The sequence below is a fragment of the Massilia sp. GCM10023247 genome (assembly GCF_042653325.1).
In the GTDB taxonomy this organism is placed as follows: Bacteria; Pseudomonadota; Gammaproteobacteria; order Burkholderiales; family Burkholderiaceae_D; genus Telluria.
On record NZ_JBHSIB010000002.1, the window covers coordinates 105,126 to 128,188 of the forward strand.

Consider the following 23,063-nt stretch of genomic DNA (forward strand, 5'->3'; position numbering starts at 1 on the left):
TTGTATATTGAACGCAGATAAAGTTAGCGAAGGAAAGGAATCGCCATGAAGAACGTGATTCGACAAGTGGCCGTGAGCGGCCTGCTGGCGCTGGCGGCGGGTGCCGCGTCGGCCGACGTGACCGTCAACTACATCCAGCCCGAGCGTTTCTCGGACCTGCCCTTCGCAAGCTGGGAGCGCGAGGCGGTGTTGAAGGACTTGACCGAGCATTTCGCCAAGCTGGGTGCGCAGTTGCCACCCGGGCAGAACTTGCGCATAGACGTGCTGGACGTCGACCTGGCGGGCCGCGAGTATCCCGGTCGCGGGCCGCGTGACCTGCGCATCGTCAAGCAAATCGACTGGCCGCGCATCGACCTGCGTTTCGCCATCGAGCAGAACGGCCAGGTGCTGCGCAGTGGCGAAGCCGAGTTGCGCGACATGAACTTCATGGACCGCATCGGCCGCTATACGGACACCGAGTCGCTGAGCTACGAGAAGCGCATGATCGACGACTGGTTCTATTCGGCCATCCTGCCGCGCGACCGCGCCGCGCCGCGCGGCGCTAGGCTGCTCGCGGTCCGCATGCGTGCCGGCGCTTGCCGGCACGCCCTTCCTTACTCTTCCTTCTTGCCCGGCGCACGCAATTCGCGCGTACGCAGCACGGGATGCTCGACCACCTTGTAGTCCGACGGCACCGTGAACAGCGCGGCGTCGGGTTCGCCGCGTTTCAGGCCTTCGAGGCGGTACACGTAGTCGCCGCTGCGCGGATCGCTGTGCTTCGAGTAGACCGTTACCTGCAGTTCCGGCGAATGCCAGGTCTCGTCGGCGACCACGATCGGATTGCGGTTGCCGACTTCCCCGGCAGGAATCTCATAGCTGCGCAGCTTGCCTTCGGCGCGCACCCCGTCGAACTCGCGCGTGCCCAGGTCGCGGCTGGTTGCCTTCGTCGCCCATTTCGCGTCGCCTGCCGCATTCGCAATGATGTTGCCGAGCTGCGGGCCGAACATCGGGCCCGGCTGCGGTCCGGGGCCGGGCGCACCGGGGCCGGCGCGCTGGACGCGAATCACGCGCACCGCTTCGCGGCTGCCATCGCTGTCGCGCTCGACATGAATCGTGGCCGGTTCCCCGGCATCGCCTGCGGAAGCGGTTTCACGCTCGATCCGCGGGATACGGCCTTCCTTGCGCAGCTGCTCGATGCGCGCACGCGCGGCGGCGCCGGCCTGACGGGCTATGTCTGCACGCGGCGGCAGTTTTTGCGCGGTGCGCGTTGCCGGCGTCAGGATCCAGGTCGCGCCCCCGACCGGATCGTTGATCGTCACGATGCGCAGTTCGCCCTTGGCGTCGCGTACTTCCTGGCGGGTGCGCCCCTGGCTGTCGCGGTAGCTGGCGGTGCTCGTGCGGCGCTCGATCTGGTTACCGTCGGGCAGTTGTTGCAGGCGCTCGGAAACCGCCTGGGCGCTGTAGGGCGCATTCTTGACCGGCTGGGCGTGGCGGCGCTGCAGGATGCGCACCGTTTCCCCCGGATGCGGCGCATCGACCGCCAGGCTCGGCGCGGCCGGCGCTTCCTCGGCCAGCGCCGGCGACAGGAAACAGGCGAGCAGGGCGGCCAGCAGCAATGGGTTTGTTTTCATGGTATCTCCGTCGTAGTTATCAAACGCTCTTTGTGAATTAGAGCGCCTAACATAACCTCCATGGCTGCGTTGCAGCGTCTCGCCGTACAGGCGTACTGTCTTCGACGCCGCGCCTTGCCCTGAAGATTTTGTTAGGCGCTCTTAGTTAATGGAACTCAGGCGCAGGGCCAGCGGTTCCCCGCTTGCCCCGACCAGCATTTCCGCATACACAGGTTCGCCGGCGTTTTCCGGGGTGACCGGCAAGCCGAGCGCAGCCAGCATGGTGCGCGGTACCTCGGCCTCTACCAGGCGCGGCGCGCTTTCCTGGTCGATGCGTTCGAAGGAATCGAGCGCGATGAAGGCGGCGCCGTCGTCGAAACGCAGCAGCGGCGGGGTGGCGTGCAGGTCGCCCGCCAGGCGCGGCGGTACCAGCAGCAGCACCAGCACGGCGGCGCTCAGCAGGACGCCGGCGCCGGCAGCGCTCCATTCCGGCAGGCTCAGGCGCCGGTACCAGGGTTTGCGCGGCGCAAAAGCGGCGCCGAAGGCCTGCATCAGTTCCTTTTCGACGCAGCGTGGCGTGTCGAGCTGGGCGATGCCGGTGCGCAGGACGGCCAGGCGGGCAGCCAGGTCGGGCTCGGGGTAGTCGTGGGTATCCATGATCGTTTCCATGTGGGCAGCCTCAACCGGTGACCAGGGCGTGGGCGTGCAGGATCCTGGCGAGGGCCGCGCGGCCGCGCGCCAGGCGCGAGCGCACGGTGCCGATGTCGACCGCGCAGATCGTCGCGATCTCGAGGTAGGACAGGCCGTGCAGTTCGTAGAGGATGACGGCGTCGCGGTAATGCGGGGCCAGGCGCGCCAGCGCGCGCCGCACCGCTTCGGCCGTCTCGTCGGCCAGTACCCGCGCCAGCGGGCAGGCGTCGAGGCAGGCTTCGTCCTGCTCCCCTTCCTCGTCGGGATCAAGCGGGGCCGCTTCGCGCAGGCGCGGCGCTTCATGCTTGAGGATCAGGTTGCGCGCCACGCCGAACAGGAAGTTCGGCAGCGAGCCGCGCAGCGGGTCGAAGGCGAGGCGGCCGCTCAGCAGCCCCATGAACGCTTCCTGCACCGTATCGGCGGCCGTGTCGGCGGAGCCGCAGCGCAGCAGGGCGAAACGGTAGAGCGGGCCCTGGTGGCGGCGGTAGAGCGCGGCAAAGGCCTGCGCGTCGCCGGCGCGCATGCCGCGCAGCAGCTCGTCGTCGGTAGTGGTGGGCGTGATGGTCATGTTTGTCATCTCACCCATATTCCGGCGAGACGACAATAAAGTTCCAACTATTTTTGAACGGCCGCGCTCAGTCGATCCAGCTCAGTCGATCCAACCTAGTCGATCCAATTGACCCGGTCGAACTTGTTGCGGAACTCTTCCGGCATGGCGACCACCTGGCTGGTCTTGTAGTTGTAGAACACGAACCCGGACTTGGCCATGGCGACCAGGGCCTTGTCGCGCGGGCGGGTGATGCGGAAGGTGATGTCGCCGCCGTACTTATTAAAATCCATGACGCCGACTTCGAACAGCAGTTCGTCGCGCGCGTGCGCTTCGGCACGGTAGGTGGTGGCGAGGTCGGTGACGATGATGCCGGTGCCGTCGCGCTCGGTTTCGGCGACGCCGAACTCGAACAGGAACAGGGCGCGCGCCTCCGAGATCATGGAGATCATCGAGTCGTTGCCGAGGTGGTTCGCGGCATTGATGTCGGTCACGCGCACCGTCAGCGGCGTGGAGTAGTAATACTGGTCTTCAGGGAAGTCGAGGTGTAATCGGGCCATGCGTTAATTCTAACTCACTGGCCCGCGCTGCCGCGAACGATGCGGAAAATCCGCCCGCCGGCGCTGATCACATACAGTTCGCCGGCGCCGTCGCGCCCGAAGGAGACGACCTGGCCGGCCCCGCCCAGGTTCCAGTCGCGCTGCTCGACGATGCCGGCCCCGGTGGCAAAAAAGCTTTTCACGAAACCCCGGCAGAAGTCGGAATAGAAATAACGCCCCGCCAGTTCCGGCAGCGCCGCGCCCCGGTACACGTAGCCGCCGGTGATCGAGCAACCGTTGACGTCGTTCGCGCCGTGCTCGTACTCGAACGCGGGCAGCGTCAGGCCGGTACGGTCGCAGCTTGCCGCGCCGAAGCAGGCCGTGCCTTCCATGATGTCCCAGCCGTAGTTCAGGCCGCCCTGGGCCGCGGCGGCGATGTTGACTTCCTCGCGCGCGTCCTGGCCGACGTCGGCCGTGTACAACTGCTCGCCGTCGAAGGCGAAGCGCCACGGATTGCGCAGGCCGGAGGCCCAGATCTCGGGACGCCGGCCGGGCTGGTTGAGGTAGGGATTGCTGGCGGGAACCGTGTACGGCTGGGCCGTGGTGGCGCCGCGCACGTCGACCCGCAGCATCTTGCCCAGCAGCGAACCGAGGTTCTGGGCATTGCCGAAGGGGGCGCCGGCGCCGCCGCCGTCGCCCGTGCCGGCGTACAGGAAGCCATCCGGTCCGAAGGCGACCAGGCCGCCGAAATGGTTCTGGAACTGCGGGTGAGGGATGCGCAGGATGGTGAGCGCCGAGGTCGGGTTGGCGATGTCGGGCACTGGCGAGGTGGTGTAGCGTTCGACCACGATGTTCTGGTTCAGGTCGCTGTAGTAGACATAGAAATAGCCGTTGCTGGCGAAATCCGGATCGAAGGCCATCGACAGCAGGCCGCCTTCGCCGCCGGTGAAGACTTGCGCGCTGATGTCGAGCCAGGGCTGGGTCAGCGTGACGCCGTTGCGCACGATCCGGACCACGCCGCGCCGCTCGACCACGAACAGGCGCTCGTCGCCCGGCGGGGCGGTGAGGAAGACGGGGCTGGTGAAGGCCGGGCCGATATCGCGCAGGGCGAGCGTGAATGCCTGGGAGGCGTAGGCGACGCTGGCGCTGGCGCTCGCGCCGGCACTGACGAGCACGCTTTGCGTGGCGGGCGAGGGCGTATAGGTGGCGCTGCCGACACTGACGCTGGAGGCGGCGACGTTATAGGAGCCGGGCGCCAGGCCGTTCAGGGTTTGGGTGGCGGTCAGGTCTTGGGCAAAATTGTTCGGGCCGGTGACGCGGACGGCCCCGTTCGTGCCTGCCGGAAGCGCGGTGATCACGACCTGCAGCGAGCCGGTGCTTGCGGCCGGCGGGGCCGGCGGTGCCGCAGGCGTGCCGGGATCGCCGCCTCCACCGCTGCAGCTGGCCAGCAGGAACAGCAGGGACAAGAATGACAGCAGCAAGCTGCGCGCGCGATCGACCAGCATGACAGGCTCCCGGCGGAGTCACGGCTCCGTCGGATCATACTGCCAGCGATGTTGTACTCGCCGCGCACGCTTGGGGCGCAAGGGCGGCAACAGCGCTGCCATAAAAGGGGATCAGGGGAGCGCGGGCGGGCGCTGGCGGGTCTTGGCGACCACGCCCTGCGGGTCGATCAGGATCACGAATTCGGCGAAACGGCCGCCACCCGCCGGGGACTGGTAGACCCAGACCTCATAACCGCTGTCGAAGACGACCGACTTGGTCGGCCCGAAGGCGGCCAGCAGATCGGCCTTGGCGGTGCGGCCAGGGACGACGGCCGTGGCCAGGCGTTCGGCGGCGACCTGGGCGCCTGGCGGCGGGGCCGATCCGGTGGCGCAACCGGCCAGCAGGGCCGCGGCCAGGGTAAAGGCGGGCAGCTTCATGGCCTGGCCTCCGGCGCGGGCAGGGGCGGGACGGCGTCGGTCATGTACTCGAACTCGACGATCGTATCGTCGGGCCAGCTCTTGTCCCAGATCGGCGCAAAATACGTGCGGTCGAGCAGCACCTGGCAATCGCAGAAAGGCAGCTCTTCGCGCGTCTTTTCGCCACCGTGCCAGAGCATCTTGAAAGGCAGTTCCAGGGCCCGGTCACCCGCGCGCAGGCGTACCGAAAAAATCGGGCGCTCGGCAAAGAACAGGTAGTTGCCGACCGGGCTGTTGCAGACCTGGTCGGGGCCGGTGAGGGCGTCCGAGATCCAGCCGAACAGGGGAGAGCTGTTCGATACCAGCCCGGCTTCGACGCCGACCCGGCACTCGAGGCGCAGGTCGCCCAGGCGGCGCGTGCCGGGCGGCAGGCCGGGAGACGCGATCATCGCGCGCCAGGTCATGCTGGTGGTTTTCCGGTTGGCGAGCACGGCGGCGTCTTCGCGCAGGGCTTGCTCGTTACGCGGCAGCACAAAACTGTTGTCGGGCGCGACCGGCACCGGCACCGAGACCGTATCGCCGGCGATGCGCAGGGTGATCCCCTTCATGTTGACGTCCGGCGTGCGCGGCAGCAGCCGGAAACGCAGGCTGGCCTGCGGGGCCAGGGCGTGTTCGCGCTCGAAGCGTTCCATGCCCTTGATCATCTTGCGGTAGGATTTGTCGACCGGATCGCGCGTGCTGTGCACGTTCACGGTGGCGGCGGGAGCGGGCTGCGCCATGCTCCCCGCCGCGACGGCGGAGAAGGCGAGCCCGAGGATGAGGCAGCGCGCGAGCGGCCGCATGCTGCTTACCAGTAGCGGACCCGGCCGGTGTCCATGTGGACGAATTGCGAGTCCGGGTAGTAGCCGACGCCGCCGCCGCGCAGGGACATTGCGGCCTTGCGCAGCTGGGCCAGGTCCTTGCCCGGCAGGCGGATGTCGATGGCCTTGCCGTCCATGTGCATGCTGCGCTTGGCCACGCCGCTGCTGTTGGCATGCAGCTTGGCGTTCGATTCGGGCGAGCGGTAGCCCGAAATGATGTGCAGCTGCTGGGCGCCGCCGAACTTGCTGTTGACTTCGTTGACGAGCAGCAGCAGTTGCGGATCGATCGGCGCGATCTTGTTGTTGCGGTGGTCGCGCATCAATTTGTTGATGTCTTGCAGTGCGTCCGGAATGAACTGGCCCTCGGCCCAAAAGACGCTTTTGAGGCTTTCGCCCGTATGGGTGTTGTACAGGCGCAGGACACGTTCGCCTGGGGCGGCCTGGGCGGCCTTGGCGAGGCCCGGCACGCCGATGACGGAAGCCAGTGCAACAGAGCTTTTGAGGAAAGAGCGTCGTTGATTCATCGGTCAGCATCCTTAGGCAAGGTCGAGAGCAAGCGATGATAACCCGATTTCGCTAACTTTGCAGTGAATGCGGGATAAATGCGACACGATGACGTAAAGTTGATAACTTTTAAGGGGATTTGCATGCGATTCAAACAACTTCGCGGCCGTGTTGGCGCCGCTTTCGCTATCTCGTGCGCGCTGGCGCCCGCTGTTGCCCAGGTGGCGGCGGGCGGCGCGCCCCCGGAGGCCGGCGGCTGGCGTGCCGAGACCGTCGCCAGCGCCCTGCCGCAGGCCTGGGGCATGGCCTGGCTGCCGGACGGCCGCATGCTCGTCACCGGCAAGGAGGGCACCCTGCACCTGGTCGCCGATGGCAAAGTGCAGGCGCTGCCGATGGAAGGGCTGCCGGCCCTGATGACGGGCGGCCAGGGCGGCCTGCTCGACATCGCCGTGCATCCGGCCGACCAGGGCCCGAACGTCCGGGTCTACATGACGATGGCCAACGGCACCAGCGAGGAAAACCGCACGATGCTGGTGCAGGGTGTCTTCGACGGCAAGAAGGTGCACGGCATCAAGCCGCTGTTCCGTGCTTCTCCCTCGAAGTCGGGCGGCCAGCACTTCGGTTCGCGCATCGCCTTCATGCCCGACGGCACCCTGTTGATGAGCATCGGCGACGGCGGCAACCCGCCCCAGAAGGTCGGCAACATGCTGGCGCGCGACCAGGCCCAGAACCTCGGCAGCGACAATGGGTCGATCCTGCGCCTGACGGGCGAGGGCAAGCCGGCGCCGGGCAATCCGCTGGCGAACAAGCCGGGCGCGCTGCCGGAAATCTGGTCCTACGGCCACCGCAACGTCCAGGGCCTGGTGGTCGATGCGGCCGGCAAGCGGGTCTACGCGAGCGAGCACGGACCGCGCGGCGGCGACGAGATCAACCGCATCGAGGGCGGCAAGAACTACGGCTGGCCGATCCAGACGTTCGGCCTCGACTACAGCACCCGGGAACCGGTCGGAAAGCCGAGCGTGCCGGGAATGGTCGATCCGCTGGTGGTCTGGTCGCCGTCGCCGGCGCCCTCGGGCCTGGCGATCTATTCCGGCAAGGACTTCCCGCAATGGCGCGGCAGCCTGTTCAGCGGCAGCCTGGCCGGGATGGACGTGCGCCGCGTCGAACTCGATGCGGCCGGCAAGGTGGTCAAGCAGGACAGGCTGGCGATCGGCAAGCGCGTGCGCGACGTGCGCCAGGGCCCGGACGGCTACCTGTATGTGCTGACCGACGAGTCGAACTCGCGCATCCTGCGCATCGTCCCCGACAAGCGGTAAGCGGGCGCCGGCAGCAAGTCCTTTCCGCGATACTCGGGGCTACTCGAGGAGGATGCAATGAGCGATTTTTCGATCGACCTGGCCAGCACCGCGCTGGTGCTGGTCGACCTGCAAAACGGTAACGTGGGGCGCGCGCTGGCGCCCCATTCGGCGCAGAAGGTGGTGGGCAATGGCGTGCTGCTGGCGCAGGAAATGCGCAACCGCGGCGCCATGGTGATCTATGTCCGGGTCCTGATGAACGAGCTGCAGCTGCCGCCCAGCGACGCGCCGCTGCGCCCGCCGGGCGCGCCCGCGCCGCCGCCCGACGCCTCGCACCTGGCGCCGGACGCCGGGGTCGAGGCGACCGACATCGTGATCGTCAAGCGCCAATGGGGCGCCTTCTACGGAACCGAGCTCGACCAATTGCTGCGGCGGCGCCACATCAAGACGCTGGTACTGGGCGGCATCGTCACGAATTTCGGGGTCGAGTCGACGGCGCGCGCCGCCCATGACCGGGGCTATGCGCTCGTGTTCGCCGAAGATGCGATGAGCGGCATTACCGCCGAAGCGCACGAGTTTGCGTGCCGCAACACATTCCGCGTCATGGGACGGGTGCGCACGACACGCGAGTTGATCGATATGTTGCAAGCGGGCACCGGCGACGCATGAACGCTCCGGCAGCGCGGGGTGGGCGTGCCCACCCCGCGCACATCCCTACGCCGCCTCGCGGATCTGCGCCGTGATCTCGTACGAGCGCAGGCGCGCCGCGTGGTCGAAGATTTGCGAGGTGATCATCAGCTCGTCGGCGCGGGTATGGGTAATGAAGGCTTTCATCTGGGCCGCTACCGTTTCCGGCGCACCGATGGCCGAGCACGACAGGACGCTGTCGAGCATGGCGCGTTCCTGCGGGCCGAGCGCCTCGAGGTAGCCGCGCACCGGCGGCTGCAGGCGGGTCGGGCGGCCGCTGCGCAGGTTGACGAAGGCCTGCTGCATCGAGGTGGCGCGGTAGTGCGCTTCCTCGTCGCTGTCGGCGGCGAACACGTTAAAGCCGAGCATCACATACGGCTTGTCGAGCTGCTTCGAGGGCTTGAAGTTGGCGCGGTACATGTCGATCGCCTGCATCATCATTTGCGGCGCGAAGTGCGAGGCAAAGGCATACGGCAGGCCGAGGTGGGCGGCGAGCTGGGCGCCGAACAGGCTGGAGCCGAGGATCCACAGCGGCACGTCCAGGCCCGCGCCCGGCACGGCCTTGACGGAGCGGTGCGGCGCATCGGCAAAATAATCCATCAGTTCGAGGACGTCCTGCGGGAATTCGTCGGCGTCGGATGCCAGGTTGCGGCGCAGGGCGCGCGCGGTGACGTGGTCGGAACCCGGCGCGCGGCCCAGGCCCAGGTCGATCCGGCCCGGGAACAGCGATTCGAGCGTGCCGAACTGCTCGGCGATCACGAGCGGCGAGTGGTTCGGCAGCATGATGCCGCCGGCGCCGACGCGAATGCGCGAGGTGCCGGCCGCCACGTAGCCGATCAGCACCGAGGTGGCGGCGCTGGCAATGCCCGGCATGCCATGGTGTTCGGCCAGCCAGAAACGGTTGTAGCCCCAGCGTTCGCCATGCTGCGCGAGGTCGAGCGAATGGTGGAAAGAAGCGCGCGCATCGCTGCCTTCGGCGATCGGCGAGAGGTCGAGTATGGATAAGGGAATCATGAGCCGCATGATACGCCGAAGGGTTTTTTCGCGCTGCCCGGGTCGTAAAATGGGCCTGTGCCATACGGCCGCCGTAAATATTGACCGCCGGAAATTGCAAACCTATCATGGCCGGGTTGCTTCCCTGCGCCCGCGTCCGCGTCTGCGTCCGCCTGCCGCGCGTCACCTGCTCGTTCCGGAGTTTTCCATGCGTCGTCATTCCCTCCGTGCGCTGATCCAGCGCCAGGCCACCATTGCCACTGCTTGCCTGGCCGTGGTCCTTGCCGGCTGCGCCGGCGCGCCCGACCTCGGCCAAGGCAGCGCCGCGCCGGCGCCGCAGCAACTCGACAGCATGCAGTTGGCGCGGATCGATGCCGCGATCGGCACCGCGCTGGCCGAACGCCGCATGCCGGGCGCCGTATTCCACCTCGAACGGGGCGCCAGCAGCCACCAGCGCGCCTACGGCCGCTTCGGCTACGAGCCCGGCGCTGCCGCCGTCGCGCCCGGCACCGTGTTCGATGCCGCCTCGCTGACCAAGGTCCTGGCAACGGCGCCAGCCATCCTGCTGCTGGCCGAAGACGGCAAGCTGGACCTGGAAGCGAAGCTGGTCGATTATTTCCCCGAGTGCGCAGGCGGCGGCAAGGACGCGATCACGATCCGCCACCTGCTGACGCACACCTCGGGCCTGCGCGCCGGCTTGCCGGCTGCGCCAGAGTGGAGCGGCGACGCCGGCGCCCATGCACTGGCCTGCAGCCAGGCAGTGACGCACGCGCCCGGTACCTTGTTCCGCTATTCGGACATCAATTACATCCTGCTGGGGCAACTGGTCGAGCGCGTATCGGGCATGCGCATCGACGCGTTCGCGCAGCAGCGCATCTTCGCGCCGCTGGGGATGAAGGACACGGGCTACCTGCCCCTGCGCCGCATGCCGCCGCACGCCATCGCCCCGACCCAGCAGGCGCCGCAGGCGGGCGCCCCGGCGCCGCACGGCGACCTGGCGGCGGGCGCTACCCTGCAGGGCGTCGTGCATGACCCGACGGTGCGGCGGATGGGCGGCGTGGCCGGTTCCGCCGGCGTGTTCAGCACGGTGCACGACATCGCCCGCTATGCGCGCATGCTGCTGGGCGAGGGCGAACTCGATGGCGTGCGGGTGCTGTCGCGCACGAGCGTGCGCCTGCTGAGCACGGTGCAGACTCCGCCCGGCATCGACGCACTGCGTGGCATGGGGATGGATATCGATTCGCCGTATGCGCAGCGTCCGCGCGGCACGCTGTTCCCGGTGGGCAGCTACGGCCACACCGGATTCACCGGCTGCGTGCTCTGGATCGACCCCGCAACGCGCAGCTTCTATGTGTTCCTGTCGAACCGCGTCTACCCGGATGGCACGGCGAATGTGTTGCCGCTGTACACCCAGTTGGGGACCCTGTCGGCACTGGCGGCGCAGCGTGCGCCAGGGACCGCCGGGAGCTCAAGGCCGGTCCCCTGAAAAGGAATTGTTAATTTCCATCGGGCTAACGTGCGCTGCTCTCCGATTCGCCTCTTTACACTCTGGCCCTCAACTATGTCACTGATATTGTTGAGTTTTTAGCCCCCAGGAAAATAAGGAGATAATCATGACAATGCATAAATTGTTAAAAGCAATGCTAGGTGCCTCGGTGGCGGCGGCGCTGACGATGTCGGTTCCCGCCAGCGCGCAAACGAGCACCTCGGGTTCGCAGGCCGGCAGCCAGACCTCCGGCGATACCACCCACGCCAAGAAAAAGCACAAGAAGCAGAAGAAGCACGCGAGCCACGCATCGGGCCAGAGCGGCTCGAGTAGCAGCGGCACGACCGGCTCGAGCACCGGCACCACCGGCACCACTGGCACCACCGGCACCACCGGCACCAGCGATAGCAGCACCAGCGGCTCGATGGGCACCGGCACCAGCGGCACCAGTGGTTCGATGGGCACCGGCACCAGCGGCACCAGCGGCACCAGTGGTTCGATGGGCACCGGCACGAGCGGCACCAGTGGCACCAGCGGCTCGATGGGCACCGGTACCAGCGGCACCAGCGGCACCAGTGGCACCAGCGGCTCGATGGGCACCGGTACCAGTGGCACCAGCGGCACCAGTGGTTCGATGGATAGTGGCACCAGCGGCACCAGCGGCTCGATGGGCACCGGCACCAGCGGCACCAGCGGCACCAGCGGCACCAGTGGCACCAGTGGCTCGATGGGCACCGGCACCTCCGGCACCAGCGGCACCACGGGCACCGGCACCTCGGGCACCAGCACCGGTACCGGCGGCGGCACCACCGGTCGCGGCTACTGATCTTGTGCCTCTTCAAGCCCGCGCATGGCGCGGGCAAAAAAAACACCAGCCCAAGGGCTGGTGTTTGCGTTTGCGGGGCTGTCTTCTACACCTTGCGGACGAATTCCGATTTCAGGCTCATCGCGCCGAAGCCGTCGATCTTGCAGTCTATGTCGTGGTCGCTGTCGACCAGGCGGATGTTCTTGACCTTGGTTCCCTGCTTGATGACGCCGCCGGAACCCTTCGGTTTCAGGTCCTTGATGACGGTCACGGTATCGCCGTCCTGGAGCAGGTTGCCGGCCGCGTCGCGGTAGACCCGCGCCGTTTCGGCAGCGCCGGCGCCGGCTTGCGCCGACCACTCGTGGCCGCATTCGGGGCAGACCAGGTTGCTGCCGTCCTCATAGGTATAGGTGGACTGGCAGAGGGGGCAGGGTGGCAGGGACATGGCTGATCGTGAGAAGGGAAAATCGAGAGTATACGCCACCGGGCGCGCCGCACCCGGTAGCCTGGCCTGGCGCGCCGTCAGCCGGCCTGGTCCAGCATCGACCCGGTGCGCCTGTAGCGCTCGTGCCAGGCGAACGCCTTCTCCAGCACGTGCGGCGTCTGGCCGCCCCGGCCCTGGGCCTCGGTCACGTAGGCACGCAGCATCTCCCGGTAGGGCGGGGCCACGCACTGGGCGATGATCGCCGTGGCGCGTTCGCGCGGCGCGAGGGCGCGCAGGTCGGCCAGGCCGTGTTCGGTGACGATGATGTCGACGTCGTGTTCGGTATGGTCGACGTGCGGCACCATCGGCACGATCGACGAGACCTTGCCGCCCTTCGCCGTCGACTTGGTGGCGAAGATCGACAGGTAGGCGTTGCGCGCGAAGTCGCCCGAGCCGCCGATCCCGTTCATCATGTGGGTGCCGCCGACGTGGGTCGAGTTCACGTTGCCGTAGATGTCGGCCTCGAGCGCGGTATTGATGGCGATGATCCCCAGGCGGCGGATCACCTCCGGGTGGTTCGACACTTCCTGCGGACGCAGCACCAGGCGCTCCTTGTAGCGTTCGAGTTCGCCGAACACCTGGGCGCTCTTTTCCGGCGACAGCGTGATCGAGGAGCCCGAGGCGAAATCGAGCTTGCCGGCGTCGAACAGGTCGAAGGTCGAGTCCTGCAGCACTTCCGAATACATCGTCAGGTGCTCGAACGGGCTGTCGCAGAAGCCGGCCATGACGGCGTTGGCGATCGTGCCGATGCCGGCCTGCAGCGGCAGCAGGCTGCGCGTCAGGCGTCCGGCCTCGATCTCGTTCTCGAAAAAGTGCACCAGGTGGCGCGCGATGGCGGCCGTCTCGGCGTCCGGCGGCAGGATCGAGGAGGTGCTGTCGGGCTGGTCGGTGAAGACGATGGCGGCGATCTTCTCGGGCGGGATCTCGATGGCGGGCGTGCCGACCCGGCCGTCGGCCGACATCAGTGGAATCGGCTCGCGCATCGGGCGCTTCTTCGGGATCCAGATGTCGTGCAGGCCTTCGAGCGCGCGCGGCTGCGCCAGGTTGATTTCGACGATCACCTTGTCGGCCAGGATCGCGAAACTGGCGCTGTTGCCGACCGAGGTGGTGGGCACGATGGCGCCCGAGTCGAGGATGCGCACCGCTTCGATGACGGCGATGTCGACCGGCTTCATGTGGCCGGCGCGCAGCACTTCGACGGTTTCCGACAGGTGCTGGTCGATGTACATCACCTCGCCGCGGTTGATTGCCGCGCGCAGCACCGGGTCGACCTGGAAGGGCATGCGCCGCGCCAGCGCGTGCGCCTCGGTCAGCAGTTTATCGGTGTCGTTGCCGAGCGAGGCGCCGGTCAGCAGGGTGATGCGCAGCGGTTCGCGCCGTGCCCGTTCGGCCAGCGCGGCCGGCACCAGCTTGACGTCGCCGGCGCGGGTAAAGCCGCTCATGCCGACGGTCATGCCGTCGCGGATCAGGGAGGCGGCCTGCGCGGCGCTCGTGACGCGTTCGCGCAGCAGCGGGCAGCCGATGCGCTCTTGGGATGCTTCGATGTTCATGGTGCGGTGTTTACCTCATGGGCGGCGGCAGGGCAGCGAAAGCGGCGTCAGCGCAGCCAGTAGTTGACAGGGGTGAGCGGGGGCGGCAGGTCGGTCTCGCCAAGCGCATCGCGCATGTCGATCTCGATGGCGCGGCAGATGGCGTCGAGCGGCAGGTCGTTGGGCGACAGGCCGAACGGCTCCTCGATCTCGTCGCCCAGGGCGTCCAGGCCGAAAAACGTGTAGGCGACGATCGCCACCACGAGCGGCGTCATGAAGCCGATCGAATCGACCAGCCCGAAGGGCAGCAGGATGCAGTACAGGTAAGAGGTACGGTGCAGCAGCAGCGTGTACGAGAACGGCACCGGGGTGTTCTTGATGCGCTCGCAGGAGGCGGCGGTGGCGACCATCGCCGAGATGGTCGCGTCGAGCGTGGCCGCGCGCATGCTGTCGACCAGGCCGGCGCGGCGGCAGCGCGCCAGGTCCTGGCCCATCTCCAGCATCAGCGCCTGGTGCAGGCTGGCGCGTCCGTGCAAGGCGCTCCACTCGCCGGGCTCGATGTGGGCAGCGACGTCGGTGCCCGCATCGCAGCCGCGCAAGGCGCCGCGCAGCGCGTGGGCAAAGGCGATCGTGCGCCGGATCATCCGGGTGCGCAGTTCGCCGGCCGCCTGGGCGTCGCCGTCGATCAGGCTCAGGCACTGGCGCGCGAGGTTGCGGCTGCGCAGCACCAGTTCGCCCCACAGCTTGCGGCCTTCCCAATAGCGGTCGTAGGCGGAGTTGTTGCGAAAGCCGAGGAAGATCGCCAGCGGCAATCCCATCAGGGTAAACGGCACCACCGTCAGGTGGATCTTGTGGTCCCACAGCCTGCCGTGGTTCCAGGTCACGAAGATCGCCAGCAGGGTGGTGACGGCCAGGCTTTTCCAGATGCTCGCCAGGATCGAGCCGCGCATCGTCAGGAACAGGCGCAGGCCGTTGGGGCGTTCGCGGACGATCATGGCGCCGCTCCCGGCAGGCGGCGGAACGGAAGGCGGATCGGGGCGCTCATGCTGGACAGTGCATCAGGGGTGGAACTGCCGGGCGCACGCGCCCACGGCGTGGCACGTCCGGCGCGCTGTGGACGAAAAGCCCATTGTGGCGGCTGAGCCGGCGCTTGCCCAATTCACAGTACCGATTGCCGTCATTCATCGCGTGAATACTTAATTTCGCTTCAACACCAGCGTAAATATCGCAGCAGGCCGTCCGGCCTTACTGCTGGCGTGTCGGTACCAGCTTGCCGACGTCGAGTCCCTGGCCGGCCAGGCGCGCCACCAGCGCGTCGTAGGCTGCAGGATCGACCGTCGGAGTGCGCGACAGGATCCACAGGTAGTCGCGTCCCGGTTCGCTCACCGCGGCCAGCTGGTAGCCGGGGTCGAGGTCGATGATCCAGTAGTCGCCCCAGACCAGCGGGATGAAGGAGAAGATGGCCGGTGCGAAGCGCACCTTCAGTTTCGGCGAGGTGTCGCCGCCGACCTGGCGCGCTACCGCGGTGGCCAGGTTGGTGCTGCCGTCTTCCAGGCGGCAGCGGTTCTCGACCTGCACCCGGCCGTTGGGCAGGGCGGAATAGGTGGCGGTGGTGAAACCGGTGCACTTGCGCTGGAAACTGTTGGGAAACTTGGCGATTTCGTACCAGGTGCCCAGGTAGCGCGGCAGGTCGACTGCCGGGATCGTGCGCAGTTCGCCGCTTGCCGCCTGGGGCGCGCTGGCCGCCCAGGCTTTCATGCCGATCAGGACCACGGAAGCGAGCAGGGTGCCTTTGATCAGCGTGGAGGTGGTGGGTCGTTTCATCTTGACTCTTTCTTGTTTGATCGTGACGCCATGGCGGCGCGCCGGCAAAGCGGGCAGTCCATCAACAAAAACGCCAACCGGTCGAGGTTGGCGTGATGGAAAAATAGGCGGCTTGCTGCTTACTCCGCCTTGGCCTGTTGCGCCGCCAGGGTTTCGCGCAGCTGGCTGACCGCGACGTTGGTGTAATCCTTGTTGATTTCCGTCTTGATCAGCGGTTTCAGGTGCGGATCGAAGTTGTTGCGCAGGCTGCCCAGGAATTGCGGCGAGGCCGACAGCACGATCCGGTCATACCGGCCTTCCTGGTGGGCTTTCATCAGGAATTGCGAAATGTCTTTCGCAAACAGCTCGGTGGCGTGCTCGGCGGGGGTCTGGTTCGGCTCGTACATCGAGGTCGGGGCTCCCGATCCGGCGGACGGGGCATTGTTGTGGGCCGCGATACCGCTCTGGCCGGTACCGATGCTGTGGCTGCTCTTTCCGGCCGCCTTCGGCCCGAGCCGGTCGGTCTCGGACTCCTGCGTGCGCAGGCGCGCGCCGTTGTTCACCATGTCTTCCAGTTCCTGCAATGGCTCTGCTGGGTCGTTCTCGCAAAAGAATCGTGCCCGGCCCGCATTGGCCGTAATGATCCAGGTTGTTGGCATGCTACCCCCTGTCAATTTATTGGTCGTGAATGAGTTCGGTCTCCAGCGCCCGGCAAGGCTGGCCCGGGCGTGGGAACGAGCGTGAAAGAGCGAACAAGCGGCGACCGCATACAGATGAGGCCGTCGCCCTTGCGTCGAGGCCAGTGTAGCACCGGGGTCTGCATGGGCGACGCACCGCTGCCGTGGCCAGCGGCGCGCCGCCCGCCGCGCGGCTTGGGCACAATCACCCGGCAGCCGTCCATCACGAACAGGAGATCGCTCATGGCCAATCAACAAGGAGATATGCATCAGCCCGTCTCAAGGCCGGCCGCCTTGCGCGCGTTCCTGTCCAGCTGCGCGCCGGTGCCGCCATGCAGCGCACGCTGATCGTCCTGGGCCTCGCGATTGCCGCCGTCGGCGTCGCCTGGCCCTGGCTGCGCCGCCTGCCGTTCGGGCGCCTGCCCGGCGACATCCACATCGTGCGCGAAGGCTTCAGCTTCAGCTTCCCGATCGTCACCTGCATCGTCATCTCGATCGTGGTCAGCATCCTGCTCTGGCTGTTCCGGCGTTAGCGGCTTTCGAACACGGCCGGGTCCTTTTCTGCTGGTTGAACGCGTCGGCGGCGCACATGCCGCCTGCCCGCCAGCCCTCGGGTAGAGCCGCCCACCCTACGCGCGGCAGAACGCGATACAGCCCGTACATACGGGCGTTCTGCAAAAACGACATGCATACGCAAATCGGGCCGCCGTCCCTTGGCAGGCCCGGCCTTTTGCATTAGCATCGCCCGGTTCGACAACACACCTACAACAATTCCAATACGGAGAATCCATGAAGCGTACCTTGTGCAGCAGTCTGATCGCGGGGCTGTTTGCCGTCGCCTCCCACGCCGGCGCGCATGAAGCTGCCCCGGCATCTGCCACCACTGCCGCCACTGCCGCCAAGCCGGCCGCCGCATCCTCCGGCGTCGAGCTTGCGGCGATCGATGCCGGCGTGCGCGCACAGGACGACTTCTTCCGTTACAGCCAGGGCAAATGGCTCAAGGATGTCGAGATCCCGTCGGACCGCTCGAGCTGGGGCGCCTTCAACGTCGCCCAGGAGAAGGTCGAGGAGCAGATCCGCGCCATCATCGAAGGCGCCGCGCTTGACAAGGGCGCGAAGGCCGGCTCGCAGGCGCAGAAGATGGGCGACTACTACAGCAGCTACGTCGACCAGGCGCGCCGCGATGCGCTCGGCCTGAAACCGCTCAAGGCGGAACTGGCGCGCGTAGCAGCATTGAAAAACAAACAGGGCATCGCCGCCCTGGCCGCGCACTTCTCGCGCATCGGCGCCGGCGCCCCGCTCGACATGTACGTCGGCCAGGACAACCGCGATTCGACCCGCCTGGTGGTCTCGGTCGGCCAGTCCGGCCTGGGCCTGCCGAACCGCGACTACTACCTCTCCGACGAGGCGCGCCTGACGGAGATCCGCACCAAGTACCAGTCCCATATCGAGAAGATGCTGGCGCTGGCCGGCCACGCGGACGCAGCCGGCAAGGCCGCGCAGATCGTGGCGCTGGAAACCGGGATCGCGCGCGTACAGTGGAGCGCGGTCGAGAACCGCGACCCGGTCAAGCGCTACAACAAGCTCTCGTTTGCCCAGCTCAAGGACCTGATGCCGGGCTTCGACTGGAATGCCTGGATGAAGGGCACCGGCGTGGCCGGCAAGGTCGATTCGCTCATCGTCAGCCAGCCGAGCTACCTGGCCGGCCTGGACAAGCTGATCGCCGCCACCCCGGTCGAGGTGTGGAAACCGTATTTCGAGTTCCGCCTGCTCAGCAGCTACGCGCCTTACCTGTCGCAGCCGTTCGTGGACGAAAGCTTCGCCTTCCGCGGCAGCGTGCTCTCGGGCGCCAAGGAAAACCGCGCGATCGAAAAGCTGGCCATTGCCCAGGTCAACCGCGACCTGAGCGAGCTCGTCGGCAAGGTGTATGTCGAAAAACACTTCCCGGCCGAGCGCAAGCAGCAGGTGGAGGCGATGGTGAAGAACTTCGTGATCGCCTTCCGCGAAGGCATCCAGACCCTCGACTGGATGAGCGAGGACACCAAGAAGCAGGCGCAGCTGAAACTGTCGAAGATGAACGCGAAGATCGGCTATCCGGAAAAATGGCGCGATTATTCGAAGCTCACCATCGCAAAGGGCGACCTGGTCGGCAACGTGATGCGCGCGCGCGAATTCGGTCACGCATACGGCATCGCCAAGCTGGGCAAGCCGGTCGACCGCGCCGCCTGGAGCATGTCGCCGCAGACCGTCAACGCCTATTACAGCCCGACCCTGAACGAAGTCGTGTTCCCGGCCGCGCGCCTGCAGTATCCGCTGTACGACGCCGATGCCGAACCGGCCGTCAACTACGGCTCGGTCGGCATTTCGATCGGCCACGAGATCAGCCACGCGTTCGACGACAAGGGCTCGCAGTTCGACGGCGACGGCAACCTGCGCAACTGGTGGACCAAGGAAGATGCCGAGAAATTCGCCGCGCGCGGCAAGGTGCTGGTGGCCCAGTACGGCGCCTACAGCCCGCTGCCGGGTTTTAACGTCAACGGCGAACTGACGCTGGGCGAAAACATCGCCGACAACGCCGGCGCCATCATGGCCAGCCGCGCTTACCAGATCTACCTGGCCGGCAAGCCGGCGCCGGTGATCGACGGCTTCAGCGCCGAGCAGCGCCTGTTCATGGGCCTGGCCCAGGCCCGGCGCGGCAAGGCACGCGACGCCGCCCTGATCTCGCAGGTGAAATCCGACCCGCACTCGCCATCGGAATTCCGCGTCAACGGCAGCCTGCGCAACCACCCGGGCTTCTACGATGCCTATGGCGTCAAGGAAGGCGACAAGATGTACCTGAAGCCGGAAGAGCGCGTCATTTTCTGGTGAGGATCGTGTAGGGTGGACGGCAGAGCCGTCCACCCTACGTCCTGCTGCAGGCGTCGGCGTTTTCATCACTTCGGCACCGCGAACACCTGCGTCCAGTAGGCAAAGCCGGGCATCCTCGCCCGGCTGATGTCATAACCGGCCCCCATCTCGGTGAACGCCGGGTTCATCAGATTCGCGCAATGGCCGGGACTTTCGATCCAGCTGGCCACCGCCTGCTGGGCCGAGGCCTGTCCCGCCGCGATATTTTCTCCGATCATGCGCCAGCGGTAGCCGGCGCGCCCGGCGCGCGTGCCGACCTCGCTGCCGTCGGTTCCCTCGTGCGCGAAATGACGGTGCGCCGCCATGTCGCGGCTGTGCGCCTGCGCGGCGGCGGCCAGCGCGCCGTTCCAGGCGACCGGCGCGGCCGGGCCGAACGCGCGTGTGCCGCACTGGCGTCCCGTGGCGCGCGCCGCATTCACCGCGTCGAGCATCTGGCGCCCGGCCTCTTGCTGTCCGGGCAGGACCAGCGGCGCCAGGGGCCGCGCCAGCACGATCGTCCAATCGTCGCCGCGGCGGCTCGCGCCGATGTCGGTGAGGCGGGCATCGAGCAGCGTGCGGCAATAAGGCTGGCGGATCGTCTCCATCACCGCCGCGGCATCCGGCGCGCCCCGAATGTGAATGACCCCGGAATCGGCGGCATGGTAGCCCACTTGTTCGAGTGCCGACTCGGGGAAGGTGCCGGTGCCGATGCGCACCCGCGCCAGCACCGCGTTCGCGCGCAGGGCCGGCGCCGGCGCCATGCGGCGACCTTCGCAGGCGGCCGGTGCGGCGCGGTAGGCGTTGATCAGGGCAACCAGGCCCGGGTCGCCCTGGGCATGGGCCGCGCCCGGCAGCAGGGCGCCGGTGGCGGCGGCCAGCACGATCGCGCTGGCGGAAATGGAAGGGAGCATCGGCATCGGATTCGGTCAGGCAGGGTGGTCTGCCAGGCAGCATACCCCAGCCCGGACTTGTATGGCGTGCCCGGCTAGCGGACGCCTGCGCCCGCCCCGAAGCTGCCGAGCGCGTCGCCGTCCTGGCCGGCGAGCATCGGCGAAATGTCCGGATCGCGCGAGAACGCTTCGGCGAAGAAGGAAACGAAATGGCCGATCTTGAGCGAGGGCCGGCGCGCCGGCTGGAACACGACGTTCAGCGGCAGCGGCGGCGGCCGGTAGCGGGTCAGGATCGCTTTCACGCGTCCGGCGCGGATGTCGTCGCCATACACCCACTGCGGCGTGTAGCAGATGCCGAGTCCCTCCACCACGGCCTGGCGGATTGCCTCCGAACTGTTCGACTGCAGGTGGCCGTTGACGTGCACCGCGTGCCGGACGCCGCTTTCGTCCTCGAACTGCCATTCGTTGAGGTTGGCCAGGCCCGTGTAGACGATGCACTGGTGAGCGCGCAGCGCATCCGGATGCTGCGGCTCGCCGTGCCGCTCGAGGTAGGCGGGCGCGGCGAGCACGGCGCGGTGCGCGGTGCCGATGCGGCGCGCGATCAGGCGGCTGTCCTTGAGTTCGCCCACGCGGAAGGCGACATCGATCCCGCCCACCACCAGGTCGACGAAACCGTCGTCGAGCTGCAGGTCGATCTTGAGCTTCGGGTAGCGTGCGAAAAATGCACCCAGGCGCGGCACGATGTGCAGGCGCCCGAACGAGACCGGCGCGGCCACGCGCAGCACGCCCGAGATCTCGTTTTCGGTACGCTGGATCTCGACCCGCGCTTCCTCGAGCGTGTCGAGCACCTGGCGGCAGCGCTCGTAATAGCGCTTGCCCGCTTCGGTCAGCGCATGGCTGCGCGTGGAACGCACCAGCAGTTTGGCGCCGAGCAGGGTTTCGAGGGCCTGCACCTGCTTGCTGATGCTGGACTGCGTGCTGCGTTCCTCGCGCGCGACGGCCGAAAAATTGCCTGTCTCGACGACCCGGACAAAGGTTTCCATCAGTTTCAAGCGGTCCATCCTGGCTCCATCTATTCCCGTCAGGAATAGATCATATCATTGGTGCGGCCTACCCAGCGTGGCTAGGAATACTCATACTATGAAATGTAGGGCTGCCGGCATTTCACAGCGACCGGCGGCCCGGAGCACTCGATTAACTTGCCTGGAAACGCACATGAACGAAAAACTGTTTCAACCCACCCGCATCGGCGACATCGAGGTTGCCAACCGTGTCGTGATGGCCCCCCTGACCCGCAGCCGTGCCGACGAGCCGGCCGGCGACGTGCCGGGCAGCGCCATGAACATCGAATACTATCGCCAGCGCAGCAACGCCGGCCTGATCATCAGCGAAGGCACGCAAGTGTCGCCGGTCGGCAAGGGCTACATGGCCACGCCCGGCATTTATTCCGACGCCCAGGTCGAGGGCTGGAAGCCGATCACCGCCGCCGTGCACGAAGCCGGCTCGAAGATCGTCGCCCAGATCTGGCACGTCGGCCGCGTGACCCACCCGAACCTGACCGGCGGCGTGCAGCCGATCGCGCCGTCGCCGGTGGCGCCGAAAGTGGTCGCTTACACCCGCGCCGGCAAGGTCGACGTGCTCGAGCCGCGCGCACTCGCGCTGGAGGAAATCAAGGACATCGTCGACGAATACCGCCGCGGTGCTGCCAACGCCATCCGCGCCGGTTTCGACGGCATCGAACTGCACGGCGCGAACGGCTACCTGATCGACCAGTTCCTGCGCGACGGCGCCAACTTGCGCACCGACGAATACGGCGGCTCGATCCCGAACCGCTGCCGCTTCGCGCTTGAGGTGGTCGACGCGGTGGTGGCCGAGATCGGCGCCGGCCGCGTGGGCATCCGCCTGTCGCCCGTGACCCCGGCCAACGACCTGTCGGACAGCAACCCGCAAGCCCTGTTCGCCTACCTGATCGAAGAACTGAACAAGCGCGGCATCGCCTTCATCCACTTCATCGAAGGCGCCACCGGCGGCCCGCGCGACGTGCCGGGCTTCGATTTCGCCTGGGCGCGCCAGGCCTATCGAGGGACGTATATCGCCAACAACGGCTACACCCGCGAGATGGCGATCGACGCGGTCGAATCCGGCCGCGCCGATGCGGTCGCCTTTGGCCGCCTGTACATCGCCAACCCCGACCTGGTGCAGCGCCTGCAGCAAAACGCGCCGCTGAACGTGCCGAACCCGCAGACCTTCTATACGCCGGGCGAAGTGGGCTACATCGATTACCCGACGCTGGACCAGGCGGCCTAAGCGCAGCAGGCTGGCCGACCAAGGACAAAACGCCAACCCTCGGGTTGGCGTTTTTCGTTGTTTTTGTAGAGCGCTCGGCCCGCGCTGACTTCTTCTGTTACTTGTTACTTCGATTCGCGGCCGCTCCAGCGGCGCCACCACGGCTGCTGCTGGCCGGTCGTGGTGGCATCGGTCACCTCGCCGGTCATCGCGACTTCCATCGCGGCAGGGTAACCATAGCCGGCGCCGGTGACGTGGTCGACCAGGACGCCGATCGGGAGCAGGATGTTGCCGGCGACCAGGGGTTTGGGTCGCGCCTTGAATATCGTGGTCGTCGTCGGCAAGCCCGGTTTGTCGCAAGTGACCCGCATGTCGCTGGCGTCGCGGTACACCGACAGGGTGCCGGGCGTGGTGACGTAATGAATGCCCTTTTTATTCATCAACTGGCAGGTGACGCCGCTGACGGCGCCGGCCGGGGTGCGGGTGCCCACCGAGACGACCTGGTACTCGCCCTGTACCACGGTGGCACAGCCGGTCAGGCCTGCCAGCGCCAGCAGGCCGCCCAGGGCGAGGAGGGCGCGGGTGATGTTCTTGGTGCTCATGATTTATCCT

At 67.1% G+C, this 23,063-nt stretch carries 25 protein-coding genes; 8 read left to right on the forward strand and 17 right to left on the reverse strand.

The window, feature by feature from the left end:
- Positions 1-45: 45 nt before the first annotated feature.
- Positions 46-663, forward strand: a complete 618-nt coding sequence (locus tag ACFPAH_RS00445; protein WP_379738976.1) for a DUF3016 domain-containing protein — start codon at positions 46-48, stop codon at positions 661-663.
- Here ACFPAH_RS00445 and ACFPAH_RS00450 read toward each other — a convergent pair.
- The 8 genes from ACFPAH_RS00450 to ACFPAH_RS00485 form a co-directional block, all read right to left on the reverse strand.
- Positions 594-1,610 carry a hypothetical protein gene (locus ACFPAH_RS00450; RefSeq protein WP_379738978.1) on the reverse strand — a complete coding sequence of 339 codons (1,017 nt, stop codon included), beginning with the start codon at positions 1,608-1,610 and terminating at the stop codon, positions 594-596. The genes ACFPAH_RS00445 and ACFPAH_RS00450 overlap by 70 nt on opposite strands.
- 141 nt (positions 1,611-1,751) lie before the next feature.
- Positions 1,752-2,258 carry a hypothetical protein gene (locus tag ACFPAH_RS00455; protein WP_379738981.1) on the reverse strand — a complete coding sequence of 169 codons (507 nt, stop codon included), beginning with the start codon at positions 2,256-2,258 and terminating at the stop codon, positions 1,752-1,754.
- A gap of 10 nt (positions 2,259-2,268) precedes the next feature.
- Positions 2,269-2,847 (reverse strand): RNA polymerase sigma factor, encoded by a 579-nt coding sequence (locus ACFPAH_RS00460; protein WP_379738984.1) that lies wholly within the window; start codon positions 2,845-2,847, stop codon positions 2,269-2,271.
- A gap of 95 nt (positions 2,848-2,942) precedes the next feature.
- Positions 2,943-3,386: a thioesterase family protein gene (locus ACFPAH_RS00465; RefSeq protein WP_379738987.1), complete on the reverse strand. Its 444-nt coding sequence runs from the start codon at positions 3,384-3,386 to the stop codon at positions 2,943-2,945.
- Positions 3,387-3,400: 14 nt separating this feature from the next.
- Positions 3,401-4,870, reverse strand: a complete 1,470-nt coding sequence (locus ACFPAH_RS00470) for a PQQ-dependent sugar dehydrogenase (RefSeq protein WP_379738990.1) — start codon at positions 4,868-4,870, stop codon at positions 3,401-3,403.
- 111 nt (positions 4,871-4,981) lie between these two features.
- The gene (locus ACFPAH_RS00475) at positions 4,982-5,287 is read right to left on the reverse strand and encodes a hypothetical protein (RefSeq protein WP_379738993.1); all 306 of its coding nucleotides are present in this window, start codon (positions 5,285-5,287) and stop codon (positions 4,982-4,984) included.
- Positions 5,284-6,108, reverse strand: coding sequence for a hypothetical protein (locus tag ACFPAH_RS00480; protein ID WP_379738996.1), 825 nt, complete (start codon positions 6,106-6,108; stop codon positions 5,284-5,286). Before ACFPAH_RS00480 ends, ACFPAH_RS00475 begins: the two co-directional genes overlap by 4 nt.
- A 5-nt stretch (positions 6,109-6,113) precedes the next feature.
- Complete coding sequence (locus tag ACFPAH_RS00485) at positions 6,114-6,650, reverse strand: DUF882 domain-containing protein (protein ID WP_379738998.1); 537 nt, start codon at positions 6,648-6,650, stop codon at positions 6,114-6,116.
- Between the two features lie 123 nt (positions 6,651-6,773).
- On the opposite strand from ACFPAH_RS00485, the gene ACFPAH_RS00490 reads away from it, so the two are divergent.
- Complete coding sequence (locus ACFPAH_RS00490) at positions 6,774-7,946, forward strand: PQQ-dependent sugar dehydrogenase (protein WP_379738999.1); 1,173 nt, start codon at positions 6,774-6,776, stop codon at positions 7,944-7,946.
- 57 nt (positions 7,947-8,003) lie between these two features.
- Positions 8,004-8,594, forward strand: coding sequence for an isochorismatase family protein (locus ACFPAH_RS00495; RefSeq protein WP_379739001.1), 591 nt, complete (start codon positions 8,004-8,006; stop codon positions 8,592-8,594).
- A 45-nt stretch (positions 8,595-8,639) separates the two neighbouring features.
- On the opposite strand, the gene ACFPAH_RS00500 is transcribed toward ACFPAH_RS00495, so the two are convergent.
- A complete protein-coding gene (locus ACFPAH_RS00500) occupies positions 8,640-9,626 on the reverse strand; it encodes an LLM class flavin-dependent oxidoreductase (protein WP_379739004.1) in 987 nt (328 codons plus the stop codon).
- Between the two features lie 187 nt (positions 9,627-9,813).
- Between ACFPAH_RS00500 and ACFPAH_RS00505 the strand changes: the two genes are divergently transcribed.
- The gene (locus ACFPAH_RS00505) at positions 9,814-11,091 is read left to right on the forward strand and encodes a serine hydrolase domain-containing protein (protein WP_379739007.1); all 1,278 of its coding nucleotides are present in this window, start codon (positions 9,814-9,816) and stop codon (positions 11,089-11,091) included.
- Positions 11,092-11,218: 127 nt separating this feature from the next.
- Entirely contained in the window at positions 11,219-11,917 is a 699-nt protein-coding gene (locus ACFPAH_RS00510; protein WP_379739010.1) for a hypothetical protein, read from the forward strand.
- Positions 11,918-12,002: 85 nt separating this feature from the next.
- Here the strand turns inward: ACFPAH_RS00510 and ACFPAH_RS00515 are convergent, their stop codons facing one another.
- From ACFPAH_RS00515 to ACFPAH_RS00535, 5 genes are all read right to left on the reverse strand, one after another.
- Complete coding sequence (locus ACFPAH_RS00515) at positions 12,003-12,341, reverse strand: zinc ribbon domain-containing protein YjdM (protein ID WP_379739013.1); 339 nt, start codon at positions 12,339-12,341, stop codon at positions 12,003-12,005.
- A 77-nt stretch (positions 12,342-12,418) separates the two neighbouring features.
- On the reverse strand, positions 12,419-13,930 hold the full coding sequence (locus tag ACFPAH_RS00520; protein ID WP_379739016.1) for an acetyl-CoA hydrolase/transferase family protein: 1,512 nt from the start codon (positions 13,928-13,930) through the stop codon (positions 12,419-12,421).
- Positions 13,931-13,977: 47 nt separating this feature from the next.
- A complete protein-coding gene (locus tag ACFPAH_RS00525) occupies positions 13,978-14,904 on the reverse strand; it encodes a bestrophin family protein (protein ID WP_379739019.1) in 927 nt (308 codons plus the stop codon).
- Between the two features lie 250 nt (positions 14,905-15,154).
- Entirely contained in the window at positions 15,155-15,733 is a 579-nt protein-coding gene (locus tag ACFPAH_RS00530; RefSeq protein ID WP_379739022.1) for a lipocalin family protein, read from the reverse strand.
- Between the two features lie 119 nt (positions 15,734-15,852).
- Complete coding sequence (locus ACFPAH_RS00535) at positions 15,853-16,371, reverse strand: host attachment protein (protein WP_379739025.1); 519 nt, start codon at positions 16,369-16,371, stop codon at positions 15,853-15,855.
- A gap of 350 nt (positions 16,372-16,721) precedes the next feature.
- On the opposite strand from ACFPAH_RS00535, the gene ACFPAH_RS00540 reads away from it, so the two are divergent.
- Both ACFPAH_RS00540 and ACFPAH_RS00545 read left to right on the forward strand, forming a co-directional pair.
- Complete coding sequence (locus ACFPAH_RS00540) at positions 16,722-16,922, forward strand: DUF2905 domain-containing protein (protein WP_379739028.1); 201 nt, start codon at positions 16,722-16,724, stop codon at positions 16,920-16,922.
- A 256-nt stretch (positions 16,923-17,178) separates the two neighbouring features.
- The gene (locus tag ACFPAH_RS00545; RefSeq protein WP_379739030.1) at positions 17,179-19,257 is read left to right on the forward strand and encodes a M13 family metallopeptidase; all 2,079 of its coding nucleotides are present in this window, start codon (positions 17,179-17,181) and stop codon (positions 19,255-19,257) included.
- Positions 19,258-19,322: 65 nt separating this feature from the next.
- Here ACFPAH_RS00545 and ACFPAH_RS00550 read toward each other — a convergent pair whose 3' ends face one another.
- Both ACFPAH_RS00550 and ACFPAH_RS00555 read right to left on the reverse strand, forming a co-directional pair.
- A complete protein-coding gene (locus ACFPAH_RS00550; RefSeq protein ID WP_379739032.1) occupies positions 19,323-20,186 on the reverse strand; it encodes a CAP domain-containing protein in 864 nt (287 codons plus the stop codon).
- A gap of 74 nt (positions 20,187-20,260) precedes the next feature.
- The gene (locus tag ACFPAH_RS00555; protein ID WP_379739035.1) at positions 20,261-21,226 is read right to left on the reverse strand and encodes a LysR family transcriptional regulator; all 966 of its coding nucleotides are present in this window, start codon (positions 21,224-21,226) and stop codon (positions 20,261-20,263) included.
- 154 nt (positions 21,227-21,380) lie between these two features.
- Here ACFPAH_RS00555 and ACFPAH_RS00560 point away from each other — a divergent pair, with 154 nt between their 5' ends.
- On the forward strand, positions 21,381-22,472 hold the full coding sequence (locus ACFPAH_RS00560; protein ID WP_379739038.1) for an alkene reductase: 1,092 nt from the start codon (positions 21,381-21,383) through the stop codon (positions 22,470-22,472).
- A 104-nt stretch (positions 22,473-22,576) separates the two neighbouring features.
- Here the strand turns inward: ACFPAH_RS00560 and ACFPAH_RS00565 are convergent, their stop codons facing one another.
- Entirely contained in the window at positions 22,577-23,053 is a 477-nt protein-coding gene (locus ACFPAH_RS00565; protein WP_379739041.1) for a hypothetical protein, read from the reverse strand.
- Positions 23,054-23,063 lie beyond the last annotated feature (10 nt).

What these genes read in the sequence shown, in the direction of transcription:
- ACFPAH_RS00445 (WP_379738976.1), top strand. Translation starts at nt 46, where the DNA reads ATGAAGAACGTGATTCGACAAGTGGCCGTGAGCGGCCTGCTGGCGCTG.
- ACFPAH_RS00450 (WP_379738978.1), bottom strand. Translation starts at nt 1,610, where the DNA reads ATGAAAACAAACCCATTGCTGCTGGCCGCCCTGCTCGCCTGTTTCCTG.
- ACFPAH_RS00455 (WP_379738981.1), bottom strand. Translation starts at nt 2,258, where the DNA reads ATGGAAACGATCATGGATACCCACGACTACCCCGAGCCCGACCTGGCT.
- ACFPAH_RS00460 (WP_379738984.1), bottom strand. Translation starts at nt 2,847, where the DNA reads ATGACCATCACGCCCACCACTACCGACGACGAGCTGCTGCGCGGCATG.
- ACFPAH_RS00465 (WP_379738987.1), bottom strand. Translation starts at nt 3,386, where the DNA reads ATGGCCCGATTACACCTCGACTTCCCTGAAGACCAGTATTACTACTCC.
- ACFPAH_RS00470 (WP_379738990.1), bottom strand. Translation starts at nt 4,870, where the DNA reads ATGCTGGTCGATCGCGCGCGCAGCTTGCTGCTGTCATTCTTGTCCCTG.
- ACFPAH_RS00475 (WP_379738993.1), bottom strand. Translation starts at nt 5,287, where the DNA reads ATGAAGCTGCCCGCCTTTACCCTGGCCGCGGCCCTGCTGGCCGGTTGC.
- ACFPAH_RS00480 (WP_379738996.1), bottom strand. Translation starts at nt 6,108, where the DNA reads ATGCGGCCGCTCGCGCGCTGCCTCATCCTCGGGCTCGCCTTCTCCGCC.
- ACFPAH_RS00485 (WP_379738998.1), bottom strand. Translation starts at nt 6,650, where the DNA reads ATGAATCAACGACGCTCTTTCCTCAAAAGCTCTGTTGCACTGGCTTCC.
- ACFPAH_RS00490 (WP_379738999.1), top strand. Translation starts at nt 6,774, where the DNA reads ATGCGATTCAAACAACTTCGCGGCCGTGTTGGCGCCGCTTTCGCTATC.
- ACFPAH_RS00495 (WP_379739001.1), top strand. Translation starts at nt 8,004, where the DNA reads ATGAGCGATTTTTCGATCGACCTGGCCAGCACCGCGCTGGTGCTGGTC.
- ACFPAH_RS00500 (WP_379739004.1), bottom strand. Translation starts at nt 9,626, where the DNA reads ATGATTCCCTTATCCATACTCGACCTCTCGCCGATCGCCGAAGGCAGC.
- ACFPAH_RS00505 (WP_379739007.1), top strand. Translation starts at nt 9,814, where the DNA reads ATGCGTCGTCATTCCCTCCGTGCGCTGATCCAGCGCCAGGCCACCATT.
- ACFPAH_RS00510 (WP_379739010.1), top strand. Translation starts at nt 11,219, where the DNA reads ATGACAATGCATAAATTGTTAAAAGCAATGCTAGGTGCCTCGGTGGCG.
- ACFPAH_RS00515 (WP_379739013.1), bottom strand. Translation starts at nt 12,341, where the DNA reads ATGTCCCTGCCACCCTGCCCCCTCTGCCAGTCCACCTATACCTATGAG.
- ACFPAH_RS00520 (WP_379739016.1), bottom strand. Translation starts at nt 13,930, where the DNA reads ATGAACATCGAAGCATCCCAAGAGCGCATCGGCTGCCCGCTGCTGCGC.
- ACFPAH_RS00525 (WP_379739019.1), bottom strand. Translation starts at nt 14,904, where the DNA reads ATGATCGTCCGCGAACGCCCCAACGGCCTGCGCCTGTTCCTGACGATG.
- ACFPAH_RS00530 (WP_379739022.1), bottom strand. Translation starts at nt 15,733, where the DNA reads ATGAAACGACCCACCACCTCCACGCTGATCAAAGGCACCCTGCTCGCT.
- ACFPAH_RS00535 (WP_379739025.1), bottom strand. Translation starts at nt 16,371, where the DNA reads ATGCCAACAACCTGGATCATTACGGCCAATGCGGGCCGGGCACGATTC.
- ACFPAH_RS00540 (WP_379739028.1), top strand. Translation starts at nt 16,722, where the DNA reads ATGCAGCGCACGCTGATCGTCCTGGGCCTCGCGATTGCCGCCGTCGGC.
- ACFPAH_RS00545 (WP_379739030.1), top strand. Translation starts at nt 17,179, where the DNA reads ATGAAGCGTACCTTGTGCAGCAGTCTGATCGCGGGGCTGTTTGCCGTC.
- ACFPAH_RS00550 (WP_379739032.1), bottom strand. Translation starts at nt 20,186, where the DNA reads ATGCTCCCTTCCATTTCCGCCAGCGCGATCGTGCTGGCCGCCGCCACC.
- ACFPAH_RS00555 (WP_379739035.1), bottom strand. Translation starts at nt 21,226, where the DNA reads ATGGACCGCTTGAAACTGATGGAAACCTTTGTCCGGGTCGTCGAGACA.
- ACFPAH_RS00560 (WP_379739038.1), top strand. Translation starts at nt 21,381, where the DNA reads ATGAACGAAAAACTGTTTCAACCCACCCGCATCGGCGACATCGAGGTT.
- ACFPAH_RS00565 (WP_379739041.1), bottom strand. Translation starts at nt 23,053, where the DNA reads ATGAGCACCAAGAACATCACCCGCGCCCTCCTCGCCCTGGGCGGCCTG.